The organism is Endozoicomonas sp. ONNA1, from assembly GCF_024606325.1.
Classification (GTDB): domain Bacteria; phylum Pseudomonadota; class Gammaproteobacteria; order Pseudomonadales; family Endozoicomonadaceae; genus Endozoicomonas_A.
On record NZ_JAHHPN010000693.1, the window covers coordinates 1 to 26,099 of the forward strand.

At 49.2% G+C, this 26,099-nt stretch carries 19 protein-coding genes; 12 read left to right on the plus strand and 7 right to left on the minus strand.

What is annotated here, in order from left to right; all coding sequences use genetic code 11:
* Positions 1-335 precede the first annotated feature (335 nt).
* The 3 genes from KDK19_RS24450 to argS all read left to right on the plus strand — a co-directional run bounded on the left by KDK19_RS24450 (position 336) and on the right by argS (position 6,893).
* Positions 336-2,936: an ATP-binding cassette domain-containing protein gene (locus KDK19_RS24450; protein ID WP_257288364.1), complete on the plus strand. Its 2,601-nt coding sequence runs from the start codon at positions 336-338 to the stop codon at positions 2,934-2,936.
* Positions 2,937-2,953: 17 nt separating this feature from the next.
* Positions 2,954-4,765 carry an F-box/WD repeat-containing protein gene (locus tag KDK19_RS16320; protein ID WP_257280168.1) on the plus strand — a complete coding sequence of 604 codons (1,812 nt, stop codon included), beginning with the start codon at positions 2,954-2,956 and terminating at the stop codon, positions 4,763-4,765.
* Between the two features lie 385 nt (positions 4,766-5,150).
* A complete protein-coding gene (argS, locus tag KDK19_RS16325) occupies positions 5,151-6,893 on the plus strand; it encodes an arginine--tRNA ligase (RefSeq protein ID WP_257253138.1) in 1,743 nt (580 codons plus the stop codon).
* Between the two features lie 43 nt (positions 6,894-6,936).
* Here argS and KDK19_RS16330 read toward each other — a convergent pair whose 3' ends face one another.
* Positions 6,937-8,529, minus strand: coding sequence for an FMN-binding glutamate synthase family protein (locus tag KDK19_RS16330; RefSeq protein WP_257253140.1), 1,593 nt, complete (start codon positions 8,527-8,529; stop codon positions 6,937-6,939).
* 452 nt (positions 8,530-8,981) lie between these two features.
* Between KDK19_RS16330 and KDK19_RS16335 the strand changes: the two genes are divergently transcribed.
* Positions 8,982-9,515 carry a hypothetical protein gene (locus KDK19_RS16335; RefSeq protein ID WP_257288366.1) on the plus strand — a complete coding sequence of 178 codons (534 nt, stop codon included), beginning with the start codon at positions 8,982-8,984 and terminating at the stop codon, positions 9,513-9,515.
* A 29-nt stretch (positions 9,516-9,544) separates the two neighbouring features.
* Here the strand turns inward: KDK19_RS16335 and dtd are convergent, their stop codons facing one another.
* Positions 9,545-9,982: a D-aminoacyl-tRNA deacylase gene (dtd, locus tag KDK19_RS16340; RefSeq protein WP_257280172.1), complete on the minus strand. Its 438-nt coding sequence runs from the start codon at positions 9,980-9,982 to the stop codon at positions 9,545-9,547.
* A gap of 83 nt (positions 9,983-10,065) precedes the next feature.
* Positions 10,066-11,019: a prolyl aminopeptidase gene (gene pip, locus KDK19_RS16345; protein WP_257254673.1), complete on the minus strand. Its 954-nt coding sequence runs from the start codon at positions 11,017-11,019 to the stop codon at positions 10,066-10,068.
* A 232-nt stretch (positions 11,020-11,251) separates the two neighbouring features.
* On the opposite strand from pip, the gene KDK19_RS16350 reads away from it, so the two are divergent.
* Positions 11,252-12,979: a CAP domain-containing protein gene (locus KDK19_RS16350; RefSeq protein ID WP_257280173.1), complete on the plus strand. Its 1,728-nt coding sequence runs from the start codon at positions 11,252-11,254 to the stop codon at positions 12,977-12,979.
* Between the two features lie 42 nt (positions 12,980-13,021).
* On the opposite strand, the gene typA is transcribed toward KDK19_RS16350, so the two are convergent.
* Both typA and KDK19_RS16360 read right to left on the minus strand, forming a co-directional pair.
* The gene (gene typA, locus KDK19_RS16355) at positions 13,022-14,836 is read right to left on the minus strand and encodes a translational GTPase TypA (protein ID WP_257254888.1); all 1,815 of its coding nucleotides are present in this window, start codon (positions 14,834-14,836) and stop codon (positions 13,022-13,024) included.
* Positions 14,837-14,858: 22 nt separating this feature from the next.
* Positions 14,859-15,509 carry a hypothetical protein gene (locus KDK19_RS16360; protein ID WP_257288419.1) on the minus strand — a complete coding sequence of 217 codons (651 nt, stop codon included), beginning with the start codon at positions 15,507-15,509 and terminating at the stop codon, positions 14,859-14,861.
* 386 nt (positions 15,510-15,895) lie between these two features.
* Between KDK19_RS16360 and msbA the strand changes: the two genes are divergently transcribed.
* The 3 genes from msbA to KDK19_RS16375 all read left to right on the plus strand — a co-directional run bounded on the left by msbA (position 15,896) and on the right by KDK19_RS16375 (position 20,792).
* Complete coding sequence (gene msbA / locus KDK19_RS16365; RefSeq protein ID WP_257280176.1) at positions 15,896-17,731, plus strand: lipid A export permease/ATP-binding protein MsbA; 1,836 nt, start codon at positions 15,896-15,898, stop codon at positions 17,729-17,731.
* A 128-nt stretch (positions 17,732-17,859) separates the two neighbouring features.
* Entirely contained in the window at positions 17,860-19,305 is a 1,446-nt protein-coding gene (hldE, locus tag KDK19_RS16370) for a bifunctional D-glycero-beta-D-manno-heptose-7-phosphate kinase/D-glycero-beta-D-manno-heptose 1-phosphate adenylyltransferase HldE (protein WP_257280177.1), read from the plus strand.
* Between the two features lie 155 nt (positions 19,306-19,460).
* Positions 19,461-20,792, plus strand: a complete 1,332-nt coding sequence (locus tag KDK19_RS16375; protein WP_257292376.1) for a hypothetical protein — start codon at positions 19,461-19,463, stop codon at positions 20,790-20,792.
* Between the two features lie 28 nt (positions 20,793-20,820).
* Here the strand turns inward: KDK19_RS16375 and KDK19_RS16380 are convergent, their stop codons facing one another.
* Entirely contained in the window at positions 20,821-21,639 is an 819-nt protein-coding gene (locus KDK19_RS16380; RefSeq protein WP_257292377.1) for an aldo/keto reductase, read from the minus strand.
* Positions 21,632-22,846: an FAD-dependent oxidoreductase gene (locus KDK19_RS16385; protein ID WP_257292378.1), complete on the minus strand. Its 1,215-nt coding sequence runs from the start codon at positions 22,844-22,846 to the stop codon at positions 21,632-21,634. The genes KDK19_RS16380 and KDK19_RS16385 overlap by 8 nt, the downstream gene beginning before the upstream one ends.
* A gap of 218 nt (positions 22,847-23,064) precedes the next feature.
* On the opposite strand from KDK19_RS16385, the gene pxpB reads away from it, so the two are divergent.
* The 4 genes from pxpB to KDK19_RS16405 are packed head-to-tail and all read left to right on the plus strand — an operon-like array spanning position 23,065 to position 25,649.
* Complete coding sequence (gene pxpB, locus KDK19_RS16390) at positions 23,065-23,766, plus strand: 5-oxoprolinase subunit PxpB (protein WP_257292379.1); 702 nt, start codon at positions 23,065-23,067, stop codon at positions 23,764-23,766.
* Positions 23,763-24,749, plus strand: a complete 987-nt coding sequence (locus KDK19_RS16395) for a biotin-dependent carboxyltransferase family protein (RefSeq protein ID WP_257288414.1) — start codon at positions 23,763-23,765, stop codon at positions 24,747-24,749. The genes pxpB and KDK19_RS16395 overlap by 4 nt, the downstream gene beginning before the upstream one ends.
* Positions 24,739-25,518 carry a LamB/YcsF family protein gene (locus KDK19_RS16400; RefSeq protein WP_257292380.1) on the plus strand — a complete coding sequence of 260 codons (780 nt, stop codon included), beginning with the start codon at positions 24,739-24,741 and terminating at the stop codon, positions 25,516-25,518. Before KDK19_RS16395 ends, KDK19_RS16400 begins: the two co-directional genes overlap by 11 nt.
* The gene (locus KDK19_RS16405) at positions 25,518-25,649 is read left to right on the plus strand and encodes a hypothetical protein (RefSeq protein WP_257292381.1); all 132 of its coding nucleotides are present in this window, start codon (positions 25,518-25,520) and stop codon (positions 25,647-25,649) included. Before KDK19_RS16400 ends, KDK19_RS16405 begins: the two co-directional genes overlap by 1 nt.
* The last annotated feature ends 450 nt before the right edge of the window (positions 25,650-26,099 follow it).

Consider the following 26,099-nt stretch of genomic DNA (forward strand, 5'->3'; position numbering starts at 1 on the left):
GCGAGCTATCCATCCCCGAACTAGAAGTACGGGGCTTTCCGCTCAATTTGGTAAGGTAGGTACAGCAAGTGATTTGAGTTATTCTCACCTAATAGTCGAACCTGAAGATATTCTTCAGGCTCAATCAATAAGATCATGCACACCTGCCTGATGATTCTCATCCAACAAAAATGCACTAAATCTCCAACCTCATAACACTCATTTCATATTGTAAAAGGCAGGAACTTTTCTGGCTCCCTTTACTCCAATACTTTCAGATCCAGTCCTCAGATGTGACTCATAAAGCATATTGAAGTGACTCATAAAGCAGAACAAAGAAGTAAATGGAGTTTAGAGTGCGATTTTTTAACCTGATATTCATTCTATTATTGATGAATGAAGTAGCTTTCTCTTCAGAATCAGTACAACCCTCTTACCCTGATCTGGTGTCTCACCAGCCTCATCAGATGTTGCATCACTCTCAGTGGCTGGTGATGCCTCTCATAAGCGGTGTTGCAGGCGGTATCGCTGCGAGCAATTCGCCTGATCAAACGCCTTACACCGTGAGTGCAGGTGTTATTTCCGGTGTCGCCCTATCCAGTCTGGACGTACTCTACAATCACTTCAAAACATCTGCCCCTTATTATATGAGTGCCGGTGTCATGGGAGCGGCTACCATGAGCAATACTCCCATGCCCGGCTCTCTCAATTACCTGTGTGGTTTTGTTGGTGGCGCAATGGTTGCTACGGGCCAGTTGAACTTCCTGGAAAAGTACATCAGCGCACCTGCAAAAGGGGCCTTTAACGCCGCCATTCTGATAGGAATGCCGGGAGCCGCTGCGGGGGCTGTTATCGGTGTAGCCGATGAAGTGATGGCTGCTTGTAATCTCACCGACACCGAACCCCTGTCTACAACATTGTCCGCTGTCACCCAGCTAAAAATAATGACACCATTTTTTTCATCGGGTCTGAGCCGTCTGCCACTGATTGGCAGCTCATACCGTTCTGCGGTGTCTCAACTCAATGTTCCCTATTTGATTGAAACTGTGGGCACTGTCTGGAGTGGAACCTGCCTGTTTACCTCACTTTCAGAAGACGATCACTCCTTGTCTTATTTGTGTATCACTCTGAAACCCTCAAGTCGGAGTCATGACAAAACCAACCTGGAAACCATTTCTGAAATGGATCAGACCCTGAATGAGATTATGGATAGCCGGACGATCCAGAGACTCTCACACATGCAGGCTCTTGCCATAGTCGGCTCTCAGCTGATGAGTTCCAGACTGGCCAAGATGCGCGCCTCCCGGGCCCAGTCTCTTCACGCAGGTCTGGCAAACTTTAATCCAAGGCTCGGCATAAAACCTGAGGAGGCTCTATCCGCTCATATTGGGGCCGGGCGGTCAATGGTCTACTTCTGCCTGCCTTACCTGGGACACTGGTTGATGGATTCGGTCATAGAAAGCTACTACAGACTTCTAATGAAGCAATCTGCACAGGATGAACTGGAGCGTCTCTTTTTCGATGACCAGAACTTTATCAGAATGAATCTGAATAAAACGCTTGATACCCTGATTGCCACAATGGATACCAGTATCCACAACGTTGTGACTGCCGGCAGCATACTGGAGCGTTCGCTGGCCCGCGCTTATATCGGTGGTTTTTACGACCTCTCCTTTATTGTCAAAAGTGGCGCTGCCGATATGCTGGTGTTCATGGATATCTATAGCAAAACGACTGAATCCATAACCATGTCGCTTAACAGGGGAGCCCTGGATCTGGAGATCAACAGGGATTTTCTGAGCACTGAACTCGACGTGTTGAAAAAAGACTTCACCACCAATGCCCGAACCATCGGCAGCGGTGCAAAAAAAGATTTTATGGTCGAAAAGTATGCCGAGCTGCTGCAGGCAGTTCGGGAGACAGAAGCCAGCCAGTCTAAAGCAGGACTGATTTCAGGTAGCTGGGGCACTGTAAAAAGCCTTATCGACTTCGTTGCCAAAAGCCTTCTCATTGCCAGGAAGATGAGTACTGGAGAAGTGGTATACGGTGATTATCAGGCACTTCTTTTCGCCACTGACAGTGTTTCCAGTGCCTTATCATGGCACGCTGACAACGTCGATACCCTGCTTAGCTTCAATAAAGCGGTAGACAGTATTCACTCACTGGGAGCGGAAATAAAACGCTCCCCCAGGGAACTGTGGCAACAGCCTGACTATCGGGCTCAAAAAGGGGATGAGGTAGCCATCCGTCTGGAAGCTTTCTCCATGGGGCATCCTGAAGGTGTACTGATGACCGACCAGGCATTAACCCTTCCCAAGGGCTATTTTGCGGTTTCCGGTGTTTCCGGCAGTGGCAAGAGCAGCCTGCTTTCAAAGATCAGAAGAGAAGTCGGCAATGGTATATGGGCGACGGGCAATGTCACTTACACCACTGCCAATGGCGAGTTGCCTGAAGTCTTCCACGCCGAACAGCTGACCTACATTCCACCCAACATAACCCTGAGAGAACTGGTCACGTTACGATTGGAAGGTGACCCGGACGACCCGCATCCTGCTCTGCGAAACCCAAAGCACAGAACCGACCTCACCGATCAGGAACTGATCAACCTGTTAAAGGAGATCGATTTCTACTCCGAAGATCAGTGGCACCTTCTGAAAGAACAGCTTCACGACGAACGTAACTGGAAAGATCAGCTCAGTGGCGGCCAGATTAAAAAACTGGCACTCCTCTCGGTGATTAACCGGCGTCCTGAAGTGGCCATACTGGATGAAATTTTCGCCGGGATGGACCAGATTTCAGTGCAACAGGCACAGAGGATGCTTAAAAAATACTTGCCCGACAGTCTGCTGCTGATCGTCGACCACAATGCCGCCCAGAATAACTACGATGGATTTTTTACCGGCAGGATTCATCTGGAAAACAGCCAGGTCAGTCTCAGGGAAATAGACAATGAATAACTCAGGTGAAGCCTGATATGCCTAAAATAGCGAGCATCTCCAACAATGAAGGCTTACTCTCAGTAACTGCCAATCAAGTTCAATTAGAAACACCAACCGGTAGTGGTTGGGGTAGAACTGTCTCGGTACCTGACAGCCAAGAATCCTTGTTAATCTGTTTGCCCATCGAAATACAAGAGCAAATTATTGGCTTTTTAACGCTTAGGGATGTTGCCCGTTTACAGCAGGTATGTACTCACTTTCACCAGACCATTGAAGATAACCATGCGCTTGCAAAGGTGTGGTATCGCCGATTTACTTCACCACACCAAGATCGACTTAAGAGGGCTCTTCCTACAGAAGAAGTGAAACAACTCACTCAATGGTTGCAGCTATTTACGAATGATAAACAGCTAATTAAGTCACTCATGGAACACCGGGAGAAAACTTATTTTCCTGCTTTATTCTACTTCACCCAAACCAGATTGATGTCTAAATGTGAACAATTTGAAGTCGGTACAAAAGCCACCATTGTCTATGATCACGATATCATGTCTGTCAGAACCATCCTCAATGGTCTCTATATAGCGGTTGCCGGTATGGATAAAAAGGCAAGAATTTATGCCCGCCATTTCGATGAATCACAGTCTGAATTCAGCTGGGTAGAAAAAACCATAATTTCCCATAATCGTTGGGTCGAAGAAGTCCGCTTCAGTAAAGATGAACACCGTCTGGTGACCATTTCCTACGACTTTACGGGGAAAATCTGTCGTGAGAAGGACGACGGATCCTGGCAAGAAGAAGTCACCATTAGCCACTTAAATCCGATCAAATCAATCGCCTTCAGCCCCAATAACCAATATCTGGTGACGGCCAGTTGGGATGGAACGGCGAAAATCCTGACTCTGAAGGACGATGGATTATGGGAAGAAAAAGAGCTTATATCTTTGGATAATTGCATCGAATCAGCGCAATTTAGCTACGATGGCCAACATCTGGTCATTGCCTGTTACGATAACACAGCGAAAATCTATGGTCTGAAGAATGGCTCATGGGAACCAGAAACGATCATTACTGTTGATAGTCCGGTTCTGAAAGCCTTCTTCAGCTTCGATAACCGTCATGTGGTGACCATCAGCGAAGATCAAAAATTAAGACTTCACGGTCTGTTGGATAATGGGCTGTGGCAAGAAAAAGAGCTTGCGTTCAATGATAATCGGGTCAAATCAGCCATCATCAGTCGCACTAGTCACCGTCTGCTAATCACCAGCGGGCGCGCGGTAACCATCTATGGTGAGGAAGACGATGGATCGTGGGAGCATGAAATTACCATTTCCCATGACGACCAAATCATATCAGCTGCCTTCAGCCCCGATGAACGTTATGTGTTAACCGCCAGTGAAGATGGCAAGGTAAAAATCCTGTACCAGGACGATAATGGATCATGGGTGATTGAAGCCACCATTCGCCATAAGGGCAAGGTCACGTCGGCCAACTTTAGCCACGATGGCCGCCATGTGGTAACCACCAGTTCAGATGGCACTGCGATGATCCATGGTCTGAAGCTTGGGTTGTGGCACAAAACGGCTGTCATTTTCCATGGTAAAAATGTTGTCACAGCCATATTCAGCCCTGATAGCCGCCACGTATTGACCATCGCTGTAGAGACGTTAATAATCCATGGTCAGCAAACGGATGGAGAATGGGTCCAAAAAGCGATCATTTCCCACGGTGCCCCAATCCAGTTCATCAGCTACAGTGGCCACTATGCGATAGTCGCATGTCGTGATAAGAAAATGTTCGTTTATGAATTACGGGGGCATAATCCATTGATTGCTAACACTGAGTGACAGCACTCGACTTGCCCTGTTATCACGATTGCCGGAGACTGGCTATTGTCTCAAAGCGACTTTATTCGCTATCATTTCCGGCTATGAAATCACTCTCATCAGCCACTCCATCTTCCTCTCACACGGTGAGTCATGAACGGCTTCAGTCAGCACCTGACCGCGGCAAGCCCATAAGCTGCCTGACACTCACCTTGCGACGATGCCAAGGCTGAAAGGTTGCTTTTCAGTCACCATCACTTTCGACACCCTGCTTTTTTGCAGAACAGGGCTGCCACTGGCCAGAATCAACAATGAAACACAGACAGTGCAAAGTATTTTTCCCGATGAGCAGCCTTGAGCGAAAAAAATCATCGCAAACAAGTTTCAGACCAAGGACTTTTTTTCCATGAATATTCTTAAACTGCTTGAAGACAGAGTCATCAAAGCATTGATCGCCGCCGGAGCCCCGGAAGATACTCCTCCCATGGTTCGCCAAAGCGCACGGGCCAACTTCGGTGACTATCAGTGCAATGCAGTGATGTCAGCAGCAAAGAAAATGGGACTCAAGCCTCGAGACCTGGCTCAGAAAGTGGAAGACAATCTGGACCTGAAAGGTATTGCTGAAAAAACTGAAATTGCCGGACCCGGCTTCATCAATATCTACCTCGATCCACAGTGGCTCGCTGCCGGACTGGAAGAATCAGTAAAAGACGATCGTTCCGGAGTAAACACTGTCGACAGTCCGGAAACCGTAATTGTCGACTACTCTGCGCCTAATGTTGCCAAAGAAATGCACATTGGCCACATTCGCTCTACCATCATTGGTGATGCCACCGCTCGTACTCTGGAATTTCTGGGCCACAAAGTCATTCGCCAGAATCACCTGGGAGACTGGGGTACTCAGTTCGGTATGCTGATTGCTCACCTCGAAGAGCTGGAGCACGATAGCCAGGAAGCTCAGGCTATGGAGCTCTCAAATTTGGAAGCCTTCTACAAGGCAGCCAAAAAACGTTTTGATGATGACGAAGCGTTTGCCACAAAAGCCCGTGAGTACGTAGTCGCATTACAGTCTGGCAATGAACACTGTTTGAAACTCTGGAAAAAACTGGTTGATATCACGCTGTCCCACAACCAGGAAGTCTATGAACGACTGAATGTTTCCCTGACACCGTCTGACGTCATGGGTGAAAGCGCGTACAATGACAGCCTGCCTGCCATTATTAATGAACTGGCCAGCAAAGATCTGTTAAGTGAAGACCAGGGTGCCAAAGTGGTCTTTCTGGATGAATTCAAGAATAAAGACGGTGACCCAATGGGTGTCATCGTCGAAAAGTCTGGCGGCGGCTTCCTCTATTCCACAACCGATCTGGCAGCACTGCGTCATCGAACCCACACCTTAAATGCTGACCGTGTTCTTTACTATGTTGATGCTCGCCAGGGACAGCACTTTGAGCAGATCTTCACCATTGCCCGCAAAGCAGGCTTCGTTAATGAAGACACCCGCACCGAACATCATGCCTTCGGTATGATGCTGGGTAAGGATGGCAAACCGTTCAAAACTCGTGCCGGTACTACCATCAAACTGGTGGATCTGCTGGACGAAGCGGAAGAGCGTGCAGCCAGACTGATTGCCAGCAAAGCCTCTGATCTCAGCGAAGAACAAAAGTTTAAAGTCATCAAAGCCGTTGCCATGGGCTCGGTAAAATACGCTGACCTGTCCAAAAACCGCACCAGCGATTATGTTTTCGACTGGGACACCATGCTGGCTTTCGAGGGCAACACCGCGCCTTACCTGCTCTACGCTTACACCCGTATTAAGAGCATTTTCCGCAGGGCCGGAGTAGCTGAATCGGACCTCACCGGTGATATTCTGGTTGAAGAGCCTTCTGAGAGAGATCTGGCTCTGAAGCTTAACCGCTTCAGTGAAACCATTGAGCAAGCGGCTCGTGAAGGAACCCCTCACGTACTGTGCAGCTACCTTTATGATCTGTCTGGTGCATTCATGAGCTTTTATGAAAACTGCCCGGTTAACAAAGAAGGGGTCAACGAACCCGTTAAAAACAGTCGCTTGCAACTCTGTGCCCTGACTGCCCATATCCTCAAGACAGGCCTTGACCTGCTCGGCATTGAGACCGTTGAGCAGATGTAACCCTGTTTAACCCGGAAAAAAATGCCGACGTTAATGTCGGCATTCATATCTGCTGCTCTGGCAAAAACTCATCAGCCGAGGCCTGAGCCCAGTGGTCGCTGTACCCGGGAATATCATCACATTTCAACAAAAAACCTGTTTCCAAAACAGGGTAGATGGTTGCGTAAGAAGCCTCTGTCTGATCTGCCAGACGGCGGAAGATATGACTCGCATTCAGCTGATCAGGGCTTTCCAGCCCCATCGCACCAACAATATCCAGAAAACTGGCCACCGTCACACGGTGATAATTGGCCACCCTGACCTGTTTGTCAGCGATATTGATGGCTTTGCCTCTGATCGGGTCCTGAGTGGTCACCCCCGTTGGACATTGATTAGTGTTGCACTTCAATGCCTGAATACATCCCACAGCAAACATCATGGCTCTGGCCGAATTACACAGATCGGCACCCAGAGCGATCTTTGTCACCATGTCAAAACCCGACGCGACCTTGCCGCTGGCAATGATTTTTACTTTCTCTCTCAGGCCTGCGCCTACGAGACAGTTGTTCACAAACACCAGAGCTTCATTCACTGGCATTCCCAAACGATCCGTATACTCCACCGGAGCGGCCCCTGTCCCTCCTTCTGATCCATCGACCGTAATAAAGTCCGGAGCCAAACCGGTTTCCAGCATGGCTTTACAGATGCCCATAAATTCCACTCTGTTGCCCAGACAGAGCTTAAAGCCCACAGGCTTATTCGCAATCTCTCTGAGATGGTCAATAAACAAAATCAGCTCTCTGGGCGTTGAAAAAGCCGAATGAGCAGGAGGAGAGATGACCGTCACGCCTTCAGGGACGCCCCTGGCTTCAGCAATTTCTTTCGACACTTTGACGGCGGGCAGAACGCCCCCATGAGAAGGTTTGGCTCCCTGGGATAATTTTATTTCAACCATCTTCACGGCTCCATGCTTCACTTTTTCAGTAAATATTTTTTTGTCGAAACCACCTTCTTTTGTGCGACAACCAAAGTAGCCTGTACCGATCTGCCAGATCAGATCTCCACCTTCTGCCAGATGATGTCGACTTAACCCTCCTTCCCCGGTGTTGTGAGCAAAGCCTCCCCTGCAAGCCCCGGCATTCATCGCCCTGATAGCATTGGCACTCAAGGCACCAAAACTCATGCCAGAAATATTCAGCCTTGACGCCAGATAAGGCTGCGAACAGGAATATTCACCAACCAGTATTTTTCCATGGATGGCATCCACCTCTTTGGGTTTCAGGGAGTGATTGGCTCGATGATAGCCGCAGTCGGTCAGCTCAAACTGGGTGCCAAAAGGTTGGGTATCAGACACTCCCTTGGCCCTTGAGTACACCATGTTTCGAATTTCACGATTAAAAGGTTTGCCGCTCTGATTTGACTCGATAAAGTACTGATGGATCTCGGGACTGATAAATTCCAGCGCGTAGCGCATATGGCCAATCACAGGATAATTTTTCAAAACGTTATGATGGGTACAGGTCAGATCGAAAACCCCAACCAGAATGTAAGGTACCAGAAAAACAAACAGCCACAATATACCGGGCCAGAAAAACGACAGAATCAATGTGATCAGCGTTCCGCCAATGGCAATCCAGAAAAACAATTTACGTGCCATTTCTCCACCTTTTTCAGTGAAAAAGTCCAGATAGCTGGACCTGATGCACTTGAGTCTTGATGATAAAACGGGCTTTGGCAACGCTCCTTCATTGGCAGTGACAGTTATCCTGACAGAGACGGAGGGCCCCACAGCCTGCCCTTAAAACACAGAGGCGAGGCAAAATCGCAGCAAACCAGATACCTTGCAGGCGGGTTGTAAAGCGGACTGTTTAGAAATGATAAATGATTAGAGTCTGAAAATACTACTACTGGAACTAGTTCGTAGTGGCACTGTCCAAAGTCACAGGGATCAGATAAATCAGCTTAATTCCACTGTCAGGTTACGTGACACTACCAATATTCGCTGAATACTTTGTGAAATATATCATCGCAAGTGTCGGTAAAACTTATTCTCTGTGAGGGTAAATTGATTTGAACGATTCATAATTTAGAAACAAGAGGTACTTTAGTATGAATGTAAACACTCAAGCGCCCAGTCATCAAACAATTGATCGGGGCACACAAACAGAATCCAGCACGGATTCAAATCTTGGCAAGTTTCTGGGGCTGACCGTAAAAAAATCACTCTACGAAAACTTCCTCTGGGATGCCCGTAATTGGAGACGTCATCTTCCTGTAGAAATAAAGCGTGGTCCGGGCTTACTAATGAGGAATATCGGTATGTGTGGCGGTATCGCTTGCGGTTTGGCTGCCGGGCAACAAATAGCACTTGGCCCTGTAGGGCTTGTGGGTGGTGCGACAGCCGGGTGCATTCTCGGCGGTCAGGCAGGTTATCTGGCCGAGGCAGCCTTTATTAGAGAATGTCAGCGATTACGAGATCTTGAAAAAGCAGTTACTATTCAGCCACAGCGAGCCGCTGAACTGAGTTCAAGGATCCCCCGGGATGAAGACAGAACGAATGCTCCACCCTCATATGATGAATCTCAGCATTTGGAGAGCCTTCGCCAAAGAGTAATTATTCCATCTGATGGAGGATATCACTGACTATCTGGAAATGCAGTGAATGACAAACATCAGACTTCGAGATTGAAAGTAACAGGTCCGTCATTCAACAGGGAGACTTTCATGTCGGCACCAAAACGACCCGTTGCCACATCGTGATGAAGGGAGCGGGCACGCTCCACAAAATAGTCATACAATTTCTCACCATGCTCAGGAGAAGCCCCGGAACTGAAGCCGGGACGGAGTCCTTTGCGTGTGTCGGCGACAAGCGTGAACTGAGAGACCACCAGCAACCCACCAGCGGTGTCTTTCAAACCCAGATTCATTTTTCCGCCGTGATCGCTGAAAACCCGATATTTGAGTACTTTGTCCAGCAACTTATCCGCTTTTGCCTGATCATCGTCTTTTTCTACGCCCAGAAAGAGCAAAAGACCTGCTTCGATCTCGCCTACGGTTTCACCGTTCACCTTGACATGAGCAAACTGAACTCGCTGGATTAATCCGCGCATGGGTTATCCTACTCTGGAAGTGAAGAGTCGACCCAGCTCTCACAGCCAGGGCTAAGAAGAACATCAATTGATCGAATTCAGGATTATCCGAACTTAACAGCCAACTTGTCCGTTGCAATCACCAGTGCGTCCACAATCCCTGGTTCGGAGGATGAATGACCCGCCTCTCTGATCACCTGAAGCTCGGCTTCTGTCCAGTGTTCAGCCAATACCTGTGCATTGTCCAGAGGACAGATCATATCGTATCGACCGTGCACAATAATACCTGGAATCTGGTCGATGTATTTCATGTCCCGGATAATCTGGTGGGCTTCAATAAAGCTATCATTTATAAAATAATGGGCTTCAAGCCGGGAAATGGCCTTTGCGTTGTGAGGCTCACTGCAAAACTCTTCAACATCGGGACAGGGTTTCAATGTGCTGATACGTCCTTCCCACAATGCCCAGTGTTTGGCAGCATTCATTTGTGCCAGCTCATCATCACCGGTCAAGCGACGGTAATAAGCTTCCAGCATATTACCTCGCTCACTTTCCGGAATGATTTCTGCAAAATGCTGCCAGTGATCCGGAAACACTCTGCCGGCCCCGTTCTCAGTGTAAAGCCAGTCAAAGTCCTTCTGTCGGGACAGGAAAATCCCTCTTAGTACCATAGCCATAACCCTTTTGGGGTGAGCTTGGGCATAGAGTAGAGAAAGGGTAGAGCCCCAGGAACCACCAAACAAAATCCACTTTTCAATATTCAGATGCTCCCGAATCTGCTCCATATCAGTGATCAGATTCTGGGTCGTATTCCCTTCCAGCTCAGCATGGGGAAGCGACCGGCCACAGCCACGCTGGTCAAAAAGGATGATTCTATATTTCTCAGGATCAAAGAATCGCCGCGCTTTTTCCGAAGTGCCGACCCCAGGCCCGCCATGGACAAACAGCACAGGAATACCATCAGGGCTCCCGCACTCTTCCACATAAACATGATGAACATCATCCACAGCCAGTTTGAAAACAGAGTATGGCTTTATAGCCGGGTAAAGCGTGCGCATGTTCCTTCCTTCAGAAGTCACTGAATCAAGCGTAGTCAGTCAGCTGAAAAACAGAGCGTCTGAGCTACCTCATGAACACTCTACAATACTCTTAAAAACCATGGTTTTCCAAGCCTTGTAGTGGGTTTGAAGTTCAGGGAACTTTTGTGCTTTTAAACTATCTGAGTTTTCATGACTGATAAAAAAGGCAAGGAGTGCTTATGTATAACGATGTAATAGCGGGCAGTAGCCGATGAACACTCAATTAACTCAAAGATCCATTGATCCATTAATCATTGCTCTGGTGTTCTCTGTAGCAATAGGTTTATCCCACGCTGCCGGGGTGAACTCCTTCCCACAGAATGATTCTGATGAGCTGAAGCGTTATCTCTCCAGCCACAATTATCGAACGCCTGAAAGCTGCAGCAAAAGCGCAGATAAGGGAAGTTGCTGGGCTCGTTCCATCATGAGCGTTCTCAGTGAACAGGAGCTCAGCCAAATCTTCAGACAACAGGCAGAACGCCTGGAATATCCTGAGGGTCAGCCAATCAATGCAGCTGCTTTGCACATTTATCTTGAAAGTCATAGCGCAGAAACACCTGAAGGTGCTACACCGGGTGTTCCTATCAATAACCTGAACACCCAACTGGCCATTCTTCTGAAGAAAAAAATACTGACAATAACACCGTTAGCGGGTGGGTCGATTGCAACTCAGATCTTCACAGGGTTCGAAGATGGCAGCTATGAAGTTGAAGAAAACATTATTTCACTGTCAGAAGAGCCTGAAACTCTGTTCACAGCCTTAATCACAGCGGATATAAGCCTTTTCCTGACACCGGGAGTGAATGCTGCTCCCGGTCACGTGCAGCCCATTGTCTTCAATCTGCAAGCCCATCAGACATCCGGGGAAGCTCTTCCTGAAGACTCGCTGAATTCAATGATAAACCGACCTGCCAGGGCACTTGATCTCTTCGCTGTCAGCAGCGGTGATATACCACCTTACTTTTTCTCAGCGCTCCAATTTGGAGTCAAAAATGACCAGAATCCGCACACCCAACTCAGTTGGGGAAGCAAAGAGCTTGAAAAGAAAGCGGCCAGAGAAAGAGCAGCTGCTAAAAAAAGACTGAATGAAGAAGTCAAACAGTTAAGAAGCGAAGCCGCCAGGGAGTACCGCAAGAGTGCCACGATCCGTTCTTTAAAAAGCTTTGCAGTCAGCGCTCTCAAGAGCATTCCTGTCGGTTTCGTGTCCGGTGCCATCTATCAGAACTGGGAAACGGTTAAAGCTTATTTACAAGACTTTCAAAAAGAAATTATTGCTCCCAACTTGCCGTTGATGGCCCGACTCGATGGCATGGGAATGGGAAAGTCTGAAGATATGCCTCCGGAATGGGCCAGTTTTATAGACACGCTTCCGAAGAAAGGACATGAGGCCTTGAAATACATCCGTTCAAAAGTCGATAACGGCTTAAGATCCCGTTGGTCCAACGGTCACTGGTTCAACCCCCATGGACCCAACTTCCACCCGCCTGAGAAGGGTATAAAACAACCTGTCAAAAGCTTTTCAGATCAAATGCTGATGGCTGTCAATGCTATACGTTCCAAGCCGCAGGTCTGTGGCAATACCGTCATGTCTGCAGTCGGACGTTTGCGCTGGAACTATTCTCTTGAAGCCGCTGCTTTCAGACATGCAACCGATATGGCAAATGGAGATTTTATGAGCCATAGCGGTTCCGATGGAAGTCAACCCACTCAACGAGTTGAAGCACAAGGTTATCTCTGGTCAACCACTGCCGAAAACGTTGCAGCAGGCCAACGCAGTGTCGATGCTGTACTCAAAGCCTGGATGAGCAGTGAAGGTCATTGCAAAAACATCATGAGCCCTGCTGTCACCGAGATGGGAGTCAGTTTTGTAGAGAAAGCCTCCGGCAAATACGGAATATTCTGGGCCCAGGTTTTTGCTTCACCGAGACACTTACACTAAACGGGGCCAGGAGGCTGACACCCGGTTAGAAGGCCATCCAAATTACTTGCTGCGACTGGCACGCTTGCGCTCATGCTCTTTCAGGAACTTCTTGCGCAGACGGATGTGGTTAGGCGTAACCTCCACCAACTCGTCATCGTCGATAAATTCCAGGGCCTGTTCCAGGGTGTGCTGGATAGGTGGGGTGAGCTGAATGTTTTCGTCGGAGCCGGAAGCACGAACGTTAGTCAGCTGTTTACCCTTGGTCGGGTTAACTACCAGATCATTGTCACGATTGTGCAGACCAATGATCTGACCTTCATAAACGTCAACGTTCGGGTTCAGGAACAGACGACCACGGTCCTGTAAGTTCCAGAGCGCGTAGCCCAGAACCTTGCCATTCACCATAGAAACCAGTACACCGTTCTTGCGGTGAGACACTTCGCCGTCTTTCACTACCCCGTAATGATCAAAGACATTGGTCAGAATACCGCTGCCGGAGGTCATGGTCAGGAACTGGGAACGGAAACCGATCAGACCACGGGCAGGCATGATGAACTCCAGACGAACACGACCTTTGCCGTCGGGTACCATGTTGGTCAGTTCTGCCTTACGGTAACCCATCTCTTCCATCAGAGAGCCCTGATGCTCTTCCTCAACATCCACAACCACCTGCTCATAAGGCTCCTGCAGAACACCGTCAATTTCCTTGATGACCACCTCCGGACGAGAAACGCCCAGCTCAAAACCTTCGCGACGCATGGTCTCAATCAGAACGGACAGGTGCAGCTCACCGCGACCGGAGACTTTAAACTTGTCGGCATCATCACCCTGCTCAACACGCAGCGCTACGTTATGCAGAAGTTCGCGATCGAGACGCTCCTTGATGTTACGGGAGGTGACATACTTACCATCCTGACCGGCAAAGGGAGAGTCATTGACCTGGAAGGTCATGCTGACGGTGGGCTCATCAACTGTCAGTGCTGTCAGAGCTTCAACATGGTTTGGATCGCAGAGGGTGTCCGATATGTTCAGCTTGTCGATGCCCGTTACGCAGACGATGTCACCTGCACGAGCCTCTTCAACATCAACACGCTCCAGACCCAGATGACCCATTACCTTGAGAATTTTGGCATTGCGCTCACTGCCATCGGCACCAATCAGACGAATCGGAGTAGAAGGTTTGAGGACACCGCGGGTGATACGGCCAATACCGATAACGCCAAGAAAGCTGCTGTAATCCAGAGCAGAGATTTGCATCTGGAAAGGCGCATCCACATCCACCTTGGGAGAAGGTACATTGTTGACGATCATTTCAAACAGTGGCGTCATATCCTGCGCCATGTTTTCAGGGTCATCACCGGCAATACCGTTCAGTGCAGAAGCATAGATAACCGGAAAATCCAGCTGTTCTTCAGTCGCACCCAGACGATCAAACAGGTCAAAGACTTCATCCATAACCCAGTCAGGCCGGGCTCCGGGACGGTCAATCTTGTTGATAACCACGATGGGGCGCAGACCCTGCTCAAACGCTTTCTGAGTGACAAAGCGGGTCTGAGGCATGGGGCCGTCCACCGCATCCACCAGCAGTAGAACTGAATCCACCATGGACATAACACGTTCGACCTCACCACCGAAGTCGGCGTGCCCTGGCGTGTCCACAATATTAATGTGGTAGTCCTGCCAGTTGATGGCGGTGTTCTTGGCCAGGATGGTAATGCCCCGTTCCTTCTCCTGGTCATTGGAGTCCATGATCCGCTCGGCACCCTGATCCTTGCGGCCCAATGTTCCGGACTGCTGAAGCAGTTTGTCAACCAGCGTTGTTTTCCCGTGGTCAACGTGTGCGATGATGGCAATATTGCGTAACTTTTCTATCACTGTCTTTCTCTCTTGAAATCTTTCAGAGGCGCTGCATCACAGCCTCGATCTTGTCCACATCAACACCCGCCAGGCTGGCGTAGGTGGAACAAAATGCCTGATCCTTAATCAGATACTGAACATCCTGCTCATATCGAGCCAGATGGTGTAAATTCCTGAGCCTTAGCGCTTCTTTCAGAGGACTCCGGCTAAAGCGCATATCGGCAATGTCTATCAGTCCAAGAGCACCGTCGGGCAACTTAAGAATATTGCCCATGTGCAGGGAGCGAAAATAGATACCCTGTTCATGCAGGTGCGCAATATATTGAGCGACCTGCTCTGCCAGAACTCTGGTTCCATCTTCATCCAGAGCAGGAAAAACCTGCCTGAGGGTCCGACCCGGCAATGGCCGATAATGGACAGCCGTGTTTTTATAACTTTCAAGACGGTAGCAGCTTATGATGTCCACCGTTTGAATACCGCGCGCCATGAGTTCGGAGGCATTTCTGACAAACCGTACAGAATATGGCCTCAGCCACGCCGAGCTGATAGTACTTTTAACCCGAAACAGTTTCAGAAAAGTTTTATCTTTCAGCTTCAGAACCTTGTCGCCGAAATGGTCCTGCTCTATCACCTCAGCACCTTCGATCAGAGCTTGATAGGCCGTGGAAGATAACCGCTGTATACCACTCATGTGTGTCGAATACTCATTATTTCCACTATAAAAAAGGCGGCCAATGATACCTTAGCCCGGAAAATTCATAAAGCTGCTTTGATCCGGGTGCAGGCTATATTGCTACTCATGCTCAGTATTCACACTCTCTCTGCTATGTAAGAAACTCAATCGGAGTGTGTACTCGGCAGTAAGGCCGACCTTACAGGGTAACAACACTTCAGATCATTTTCGTGACGTCACGAAAATGATCGAACCGGGTACAATTAAGGAGGGCAACGCAAGGTAGAGCTTTGCTAAAAACGTCATTTTACGGTAAAAACCATGGTTTTAGAGGCACTTTCCATTGAGCCTGCAGCCGGATTCATCCAGAATAGCCCCTCATTTTTTAACTGATTACAGTGGCCATGTCAGAACAAGCCAAGGCGGGGAGTCTGCAGATCTACCTGCGCCTTCTTAGCTATGTGAAGCCCTACTCGGGCTTTTTTGCCCTCAGTTTACTGGGCTATGTCATGTTTGCACTCAGCCAGCCTGCCTTTGCCCGTTTGCTGGAATATTTTGTTGAAGCACTTGAAGGCAGCTTTAACACCATAAACAAGGACCTTGGCAGTGTTCTCCCTGCTTCTATCATGACTTCGGCGGTCCTGATTCCCGTCGTCATGTTATCTATTGCCATATTCAGAGGGATTGGTTCCTTTTTGGGTAATTACTTTCTGGCTAAGGTGTCTTTATCAGTTGTGCACGATCTGCGCTGCCTGATGTTTAACCGAATGATTCAGCTGCCCAACAACTATTTTGACAACAATAACTCCGGTCACCTGATTGCCAGAATCACTTACAACGTGGGTATGGTGACCACCGCAGCCACCGATGCCGTCAAGGTGGTTGTGCGGGAGGGCCTGACTGTTGTTTTCCTGTTCGGATATCTGATCCTGACTAACTGGAAGCTCACTCTGGTATTCATCGGTGTTGCACCCATCATTGCCTTAGTGGTCAGCACGGCCAGCAAACGCTTCCGTAAGCTGAGCTCCAGGATCCAAACCTCCATGGGCGATCTGACCCACGTCAGCTCCGAGTCGATCAATGGCTACCGGGTAGTCAGAGGCTTTGGTGGTGAGAGCTATGAAAGCCACCGTTTCTTTACTGCCAGTGATCGCAATACTCGCCAGGGTCTGAAAATGGTCAAGGCTTCCGCTGTCCATACACCTACCCTTCAGTTTCTGGTAAACAGCGCCCTCGCCATCCTGTTCTTCCTGGTGTTGTGGTTAAAAGGAGATGCAACCACAGCTTCTCTGGTGAGCTTTGTCACTGCCGCTGCGCTGCTGCCAAAACCTATTCGTCAGCTGAGCGAAGTCAATGCCAATATCCAGAAAGGTATTGCCGCGGCAGAAAGCATTTTTGACATGGCTGACCAGCCATGTGAACCCGATAATGGCACCTTTGAGAAGAAAAGAGTTGAAGGCAAGCTGGAGTTTCGAAATCTGGTTTTCAACTATCAAAATGCCGACAAACCCGCTCTGAACAACATTAATCTCGTCGTTAATCCGGGTGAGACAATTGCCCTGGTGGGCCGCTCCGGATCAGGAAAAACCACCCTGGCCAACCTGATTCCCCGTTTCTATTCCCATGAGCAGGGTCAAATCCTGCTGGATGACACACCTATTGATGAATACGGTCTGAAAAACCTCCGTAGTCATATCGCTTTGGTGGACCAGAATGTCACTCTGTTTAATGATACCGTAGCTCGCAATATTGCCTATGGTGACCTGCGGGAAAAAGATGATGCTGACATCCATCTGGCTGCCGAAGCCGCCCATGCCAACGAATTCATCAAAAATATGGCTCAGGGCATGAATACGCTGGTCGGTGAAGATGGCGTGCTGCTCTCGGGTGGTCAGCGTCAACGTTTGGCGATAGCCAGGGCTATTCTGAAAGACGCTCCTGTTCTGATTCTCGACGAGGCGACTTCTGCCCTGGATACCGAATCCGAGCGTCATATTCAGGCGGCGCTGGATGAAGTCATGAAGAATCGAACAACACTGGTCATTGCACATCGGCTCTCCACCATTGAGAATGCAGACCGTATCGTTGTGATGGATAAAGGCGAAATTGTAGAGAGCGGCACCCATGCCGAACTGCTGGCCAAAAAAGGTCATTATGCCAAACTGCACCAGATGCAGTTTCAGGAAGAACAGGAAGAAGCCGTAGAGGTAACACCTCTGGCTTCTTCAAAGCCAGTATAAAACTGAACTCTTTGAAAAAGCGGAGGTCTTGCCATGATTACCCCTAAGGATAATTTCGTGGTAAACCTATCGGAAGCCCGGCCATCTCGCTTGGCAGGATTCTATGATACCCGAGTGGAAAAGACTGAATGAAACTGACTCTGCCACGATTCAATCAAGCCAGGGTACTGGTGATCGGCGATGTCATGCTGGATCGCTACTGGCATGGCGGCACCACCCGAATCTCTCCTGAAGCGCCAGTACCTGTCGTCCGCGTCAACCAGATAGAAGATCGACCCGGTGGTGCTGGCAACGTAGCCCTGAACATTGCCTCTCTGGGCGCTCCAGCCTGGCTGGTAGCCGCTACCGGAGACGATGAAGCAGCCGACTCCCTGCAGACCCGTCTGGAAGCGGCCGGAGTCTACTGCGATTTTGCCCGGCTGAAAAACATTCCTACCATCACTAAGCTCAGGGTCATCAGTCAACATCAGCAGCTGATTCGTCTGGATCAAGAGCAAGCTTTCTCCAGTCTGAGCAGTGATATTCTGGAAGAAAAAGTAGCGAACCTGTTAAAAAACATGGGAGCAGTCATTCTTTCCGATTACAACAAGGGCACTCTCCAGAACCACCAGCAGCTAATCAAAATGGCACGTACAAAAGGCATTCCGGTAGTTGTTGACCCCAAAGGTACCGACTTTAAGCGTTATCGTGGTGCTACGCTCATTACCCCTAACCTGCATGAGTTTGAAACCGTTGTCGGCCACTGCAAAGACGAGCATGAGCTGATCACCAAAGGTCATCAGTTATTGGACGAGTTGGAGCTTGAGGCCATGTTGATCACCCGCAGTGAGCATGGCATGACCCTGATTCGCAGAGACGAACAGGAACTGCACCTGCCAGCCAGAGCCCGTGAAGTCTTTGATGTGACCGGTGCCGGAGATACCGTTATTTCCACCTTGGCTACCGCACTTGCAGCCGGGGCTGAACTACCCAAAGCAGCCGCTCTGGCTAATATTGCCGCAGGCCTTGTGGTCGCCAAGCTGGGTACAGCAACGGTCAGCATGCCCGAGTTACGCCGTGAGGTGAACAGAGAACTGGGAGCAGAGCGCGGCGTTATAACCCCTGATCAGCTTAAGATTGCCCTCGAAGATGCCCGGGCCCATGGCGAAAAGATCGTCTTCACCAATGGTTGCTTCGACATTATTCATGCTGGCCACGTGGGCTATCTGGAGCAGGCCAGAAAGCAGGGTGACAGGCTGGTACTGGCGATCAACAGCGATGCTTCGGTAAAAAGGTTGAAAGGTGAAGGCCGCCCCATCAACTCAGAAGATCGCAGAATGGCCGTACTCGCAGGCCTTGAAGCAGTGGACTGGGTGGTATGCTTTGAAGAAGATACCCCTGAAAAGCTGCTCAAAATGGTGAAACCGGACGTTCTGGTCAAAGGCGGTGACTACAGCATCGATGAAGTGGTCGGTGCCCCAATCGTCTACGAATACGGTGGTGATGTGAAGGTTCTGGCGTTCCTGGATAACTGTTCAACGACGGCTATTGTTGAAAAAATCAGGAAGGACAAGACTTCTGAAGAAACCGCCTGATGCTTTCACGCTCAACTTTCACCGTAATATAATGGCATTGCCGTCAACTTTTCGACAGTTGGCGGCCATCTTCCCTAAAATCCGAGGACAATCATTTACCCGAACTTTGCCCTCTATAATAAGTTGAAAGCACTCAAAGATTCAGGGATAGAGTAATGGGTATTATCAGCGGCGGTGAAAAGGTTTCTATCAGCCCGACGTGGTCTGAACATGGTCAACAGAACGTTAATAAACCTGTTAATAAACCTGAGGGACGCCACAAGGGCGTCTCAGTCTCCTCCATGGAAAACACGGTTCCTCAAAACGGGAAAGGCAAAAAGCTTCCAAAAAAAAGCCTCTTCTCCCGCCGCATAAGCAACCCTGACAAAGCCGCGGCTAAAGAGAGAAAAGCCACAGAGAAAAAAGCCATCAAAGCGTTTAAATTAGCCCTGAATGATCTCAAAAAAGCGGTAAACAGCAAAGAAAGCAGTCATGACTCAGTATTGAGAGTCATTACTAAACACGCCAAAAACCAGAGCGAATTGGAAGACCTGCTGGCAAATCTTACCAGCAAATCCGGACAGGAACCCTTGAAACTTCACGTTAAAGAGGCTTTCAAAAAAGTTGGCTTTACCATGATGGTTCGGAATGCACGAGATGACGCTCATCAGCCCTTAAAACAGGCACCAGACCTCGGTCAGTCTTTCAGAGAGGGGCTGGATAAAAGCATGGAAAAGCTCAGGTCTCAGCGAGAACAACTTGCCGACAGCACTTATCCTGACTCTATCAAACAGCAGCTAAACACTCAGCCTGCGCTGGCCTCATGTTTGGTGGATGAACTCCCGAACACTAGGGGATATGCGCCTTCTGGCAGTCCACACCCTATCAATCAGGCTCAGATCATTCTTACCTGCCAATGCTTTGAGCAAGCTCATAAAATTAAGCAAGATCTGGAAAGGGCTTTAAAGTACCCGCAACAACTTCCAGCTGAGACAAAAGACAAAATCGAGAACTCATTAAATGAGATTCAGGGGATTTTAAAAGCGACGCCAAAAGAACTCGAGAAATTGGAGAAAAATCACGTTATGAAGGGAGAGGGCTCTTTCCTTAATACAAAATACCAACAGTTTATAGAGGAAAGAAGTCAGGAAAACACGATCCGACCTCAAACGGAAGCCAAAGCAGCTCCAGAGAAACGTAAAAAAAGAGTCGCACCCGCCATTCCTTTCCAGGCTTCCCTAGCGGCCCTGAAAAAAGAAAAGCCAGAACGGACGAACGAAGCCGATTTATTACAGAACTACCTGAACGAACTGCTGGCTTTCAGTAATTCACCCGATTTAGTCAACCTGTTAGGTAAAGAGTTCTCCACTCACATCGACGCAGAATGGAGTTTTGACGAATATGCCTCTCTGTGTCAGTACGCTGCTGAAGCCATTGCCGACACCCCATCGCTCACCCCTGTTAAAGCGATGGATGTGGCGTATGGAAAGCTGGGAACCCCTCGCTAACTTAACTGAACCGGCGAAAACTCAGCTTTTAAGATGCCTGATTGTTGAGATGCCTGATGACTCTGGCGCACATCTCGGCATTACACTTTAAATGCCCGGAATTAATGGTGCCAATCACTGCCGCCGAAGCAGCAGGATGGGAAAAAACCAGCTCCATACTTTTTTTCACCGGATCTTCACCTTCCAGACAAGCATGACCACTGGCAAGAGCCTTCTTGATCAAAATGCCCTTACGGTTCTCCAGAGCGTAATCAAGAACCGGTTTCTCAGCCTGCTCCTTCAGGTTATAAGTCACCATGGCCATATCCGACCTTTCCAGAGCCATAATGCCGCCTTCAACGGTTTTGGTGGACATGCCTGACGCCAGAATCTTGCCTTCTTTTTTCAATGCTTCCAACACTTCCAGACAGCCATACTGCTGAATAATATTGACGTCATCACCATTGGAGTGGACCAGTACCATTTCAATCCGATCGGTATTCAGCCGCTTCAGGCTTCTTTCGATACTGAAACGAATGTGCTCCGGTGTGAAATCAAAATGAGACTCACCGTTCTCAAACTCCTCGCCGACCTTACTGCAAATAACCCAGTTGTCTCTCTGACCTTTTAGCAATGCCCCCAATCGCTCTTCGCTGTTCCCGTACGCAGGCGCTGTGTCCAGCAGATTAACACCCAAAGATTGAGCCAGTTTCAGTAATTCTCTGGCCTCGCGATCATCTGGAATCTTGAATCCGGATGGGTATTTCACCCCCTGATCTCTACCCAGCTTCACGGTTCCGAAACCTATGGGAGAAACCTGAATATCGGTACCGGCCATCGTTCTTGTCTCAAGCCTGTCATCAGTCATGATCGGAAAATGCCCCACTCCAGAATGGTTGGCAGATATCAGGATGCTGAACATCCTCTGGCAAAACAAAACCTTGATTGCCAGATGGGGAGAGTTCCTGTCTGTTCAACACTTTAATGACCTCGTCTGATAGGTTGGGTGCCAACGCCAGCTTGGTCGGCCAGGAGACAATGCCGTTTTCCACATCATGAATGAAAGCGGCATCCGGTCTCAGTAGTTTGGTCTGCCTGGGTTCAGCCCGGTTTACAAACAAGGTCGCCCATTGAGCATCATCCAGATTAACCCATGGCAATAATGCTGCCAGCTCACTTCGGGCCACCCGGATCTGTTCTTCTGGTGTGCGCTTCATCCCGTCTTCTGCAATTTCACCACCCAGATACCAAATCCAGTGACCTTCTCCATCCGGATGGCTGGTTACCGTCATTCTTGGAACAGGTTTGGTACCCAGACAGTGTGCAAAGAGCGGCTCAGGATGACGATGCCGAACCATAACCATATGGAGCGGCCTTCTCTGCATTTCTGGCTGAGAGAGCCCCCAGAGCTTCATCAGATCCTCAGTGCCTTCACCCGCTGCAGTAACAAACTTGCGCGCCTTGATGTGAAAGGTTTTGCCTCCAACTATATGTTCAATGAAAGCTATTTTTTTACCTTCAGTGACAATGCGGGTGTTTTCTGACCAGTCCACCTTGAGAATCCGCTCCTTAAGACCGTTTACCAGCGCCTTGATAACCGTACGGATATCCAGCACGATCTCATTGAGCTGGTAGACTTTGCCCCGAAACCCTTCATGGCGAAAAATATCCGGAAAATCTGCCGTTTTCTTCAGCTGCTCCACCCGGCCCCGCAGTGCTTTGCTGGCAAAAAACGTAGTAAGCCTGGAGCCTACATCGCCGGGAGACCAGAGATACTGGGACTGAGAGAGTATAGCCGCTCCCGACAGGTCGACCTCGCCTTCTCCCCTGAGCGCCCGGCGCCAGCGATCTGGCATGCCAGCAATACACTCGGCCGACTTGGTCAGGGTGCCGGTCAGAGTGTACTTGGTTCCGCCATGAACGATCCCCTGAGACTTGATAGTCTGACCTCCACCGAGAGTGGCATTTTCCAGAAGAAGTACTTTATAGCCTTGCTGATTGAGGGTATTGAACAGCCAGAGACCGGCAATGCCTCCGCCAATTACGACAACATCTGTTTCTATGGTCTGAGTCATATAGAGTGGATCAGAGAGTAAGACAGGAAAAATAGAGAGCCAGCAGTATACGCCTCATCTCCTTCAGACACCAACATCGCCTGAAGCCTCTGAAAAAGTTCATGATTATGCAGACAGCTATATAGAAAAAGAGGCCCTGGCAACTGGCTAATGGATGACGTTTTCTAACTCAACCCTATGTTAGAATCGAGTGCAAACTTTATGAATATGACAATAATATGAACCATCCCTGTGAGTGCTTCCCTCTGGGTGACTCGGCTCTGCTGCTATGTTTTGGTGACCGGATCAGTCCCAAAATAAACTTGATCGTCCATACAGCAGCAAAACAACTTCTCGAATTGGCCTATCCTGAAATCATTGAGATGGTACCAGCTTACACAACTCTGACCATCTATTATGACCCGTGCCGGATTCAATCAGCGACACCTTATGAAGCTTTAAAAGAAAAAATGCTCAACGCCCTGAAAACACTCAAGGTGGATGACACCAGTGCCGGGAATCATGTCGAAATACCGGTCTGCTATGAAAGTGACTTTGCTCCGGATCTGGAGCGGGTGGCTAAACATTGTCGTTTGAGTCCTGAGGAAGTGATTGATCGCCACACTTCAGCTACCTATGACGTTTACTTTCTTGGCTTTACTCCGGGTTTTCCTTATCTGGGTGGAATGGACAAAAAGCTAACGACTCCCAGACTTGATCATCCACGCCTGACGATACCGGCTGGCTCCGTTGGCATTGCCGGTGAGCAAACGGGTATCTACCCTCTTTCTACTCCCGGAGGCTGGCAGCTGATAGGCCATACCCCTATTCCTTTGGTGGACTTCAGTAACGACTCGCCCACGCTGCTCAAACCAGGCGACAGAGTAAAGTTCACCGCCATTTCCTTCAAGGAACATCAGGAAATGGAGGCGCAAAGGTGAGCCTGATCATCAAACAACCCGGAATGCTGACCACCCTTCAGGACCTGGGTAGATACGGCCTTCGAAATTTGGGCTTCTCAACCGCTGGAGCCATGGACACTCTCGCAGCCAGAGTCACTAACCTGATATTGGGTAACCCGGAAAATGCTCCGGTGCTGGAATTCACCCTGACCGGACCCACTCTGGAATTTAATAAACCCACGATAATCTGTCTCAGTGGAGGAAGCGCTGATGCCACTGTAGGTAATCATTTCGTCGCCCCCAACTGCGTAACCCCCATTAAAGCAGGGCAAACGCTGAAGATTTCTGGTCTCAAGACAGGCTGCCGAGGCTACCTGGGGGTTAAAAATGGCTTTCAGGCCCTTGAAGTTCTGGGAAGTTGCAGTACCCATCTGGCAGCTGGCATCGGTGGCCTTAGCGGCCGTGCACTCAAAGAGAATGACCGGCTTGGCTTTAACAGCTGTTCAGCAAAGAAAGGTTTCCAGCCTGATATCGCTGTGGGCCGTGAGTTTACGCAGTATCTTGAGAATCAGGCAGACAGTCAGCCTGTTCGTTTTATCCGGGGTCCACAAGCGTCTTGGTTCTCCAGACAAAGTCTGCATCACTTTTATAGCCAAAGTTACTCTGTCCACCCGGATTCTGACCGGATGGGCTATCGTCTGTGTGGTCAAAAGATCGAAAGCAGCTATTCTGAAAACCTGATCACAGAGGGGACAACCACTGGCTCCATACAGGTCCCTCCAGATGGCCAACCCATTATTCTGATGAGTGATTGTCAGCCCACTGGCGGTTATCCCAAAATCGGGAATATTATCTCCGCAGACTTACCCAGAGTTGCACAACTAAAGCCCTCGGACACAGTGACTTTTCAGGAAGTCTCTGTTAGAGAAGCTCAACGGGAACTGATAGAACAGAGAATCAACCTGAATCGTCTGGCCATTGCTGCTGAACATTACTGGAATCACAATCAAGATGAATACTGATAACACTCCGACACTGGATCTGAACTGCGACATGGGTGAAAGCTTTGGCCATTATTCGCTGGGAAACGATGCCGGAATCATGCCGTATATCAGTTCTGCTAACATTGCCTGCGGCTTTCATGGAGGTGATCCGAATATCATGGCCAACACAGTAAAGCTGGCTTTGGAACACAATGTCGCTGTCGGCGCTCACCCCGGATTACCGGATCTTCAGGGCTTTGGTCGCAGAAACATGGACATCAGCCCTGAGGACGCCTACGCCCTGACGCTTTACCAAACAGGCGCATTGAGTGCCTTTGTAACAGCACAAGGCGGTCGGCTTCACCATGTAAAACCTCACGGCGCTCTGTACAATATGGCCTCACGGGACTCTGGCCTTGCCAAAGCGATAGCCGAAGCAGTTTATCAATTTAATCCGGAACTGATTCTTTATGGCTTAGCCGGCAGCTGCCTTATATCTCAGGCTGAAGCCATTGGCCTGATGACCGCCAGCGAAGTTTTTGCCGATCGCAGCTATCAGATTAATGGTCAGCTAACCCCCAGAGGTCAGGCCGGAGCAATGATTGAGGACGAGCAAAAGTCCCTCGACCAAATCAGAGAGATGGTGTTGCACAAACAAGTAACTTCAGTGGATGGTCAGACAGTGGCTATCAAGGCCGAAACTTTGTGCATTCATGGCGATGGTCCCCGGGCTCTGGACTTTGTCCGGGGCTGTGAACGATTTCTGCGGGCACAGGGCATCACAATTCAAACGATTCAGGTGCATTAGTGAATATTTCTTCCCAAGCCTCGTTGCCCTTTCAGGGTCTCTTTTCGCCACTTCCCGGAGTGGTAGCAAGGACGATTGCTTTGCTCGATGGCTTTCCAGCCAAAGTAGCGCCCTACCGGCCTGTCTGCTGACCATACTCAAGGAAGGTGAACAGAGAACCAGTGCTCACGGACTGCGACAAAAGGTTCTTAAGGCCCAGGCCGATTGCCTGGGAACGCCCATTATTTAAATCATCTGCAGGGTTGGCACTGAGAACCAGGATGCCTGGACGCTGTGTTTATACTTATCCATTAATAGGGTTAAGGTGTTGCAAGAAAACAGGCGGATCTTTTTGTCAATCCTCTCTTTAGTGCTGCTACTCAGGGTAATAGCCATGACTCCTGAGCCGCTCATATACAGGGCGAGGGCGTTGCAACAGCCTCTTTTAAACGAGGGGATGAATCACTCAGGCCATAGATTCAACAATATGGCCAGAGAGGCTATGACCCCCAAAGCATTAGTCACTGGGGTTGTATCCGCTGATGAACTAGGAGCCTGACCGAGAATAGCTGCCCTACTGCGGCGGCAGCAAATTGGTCTGA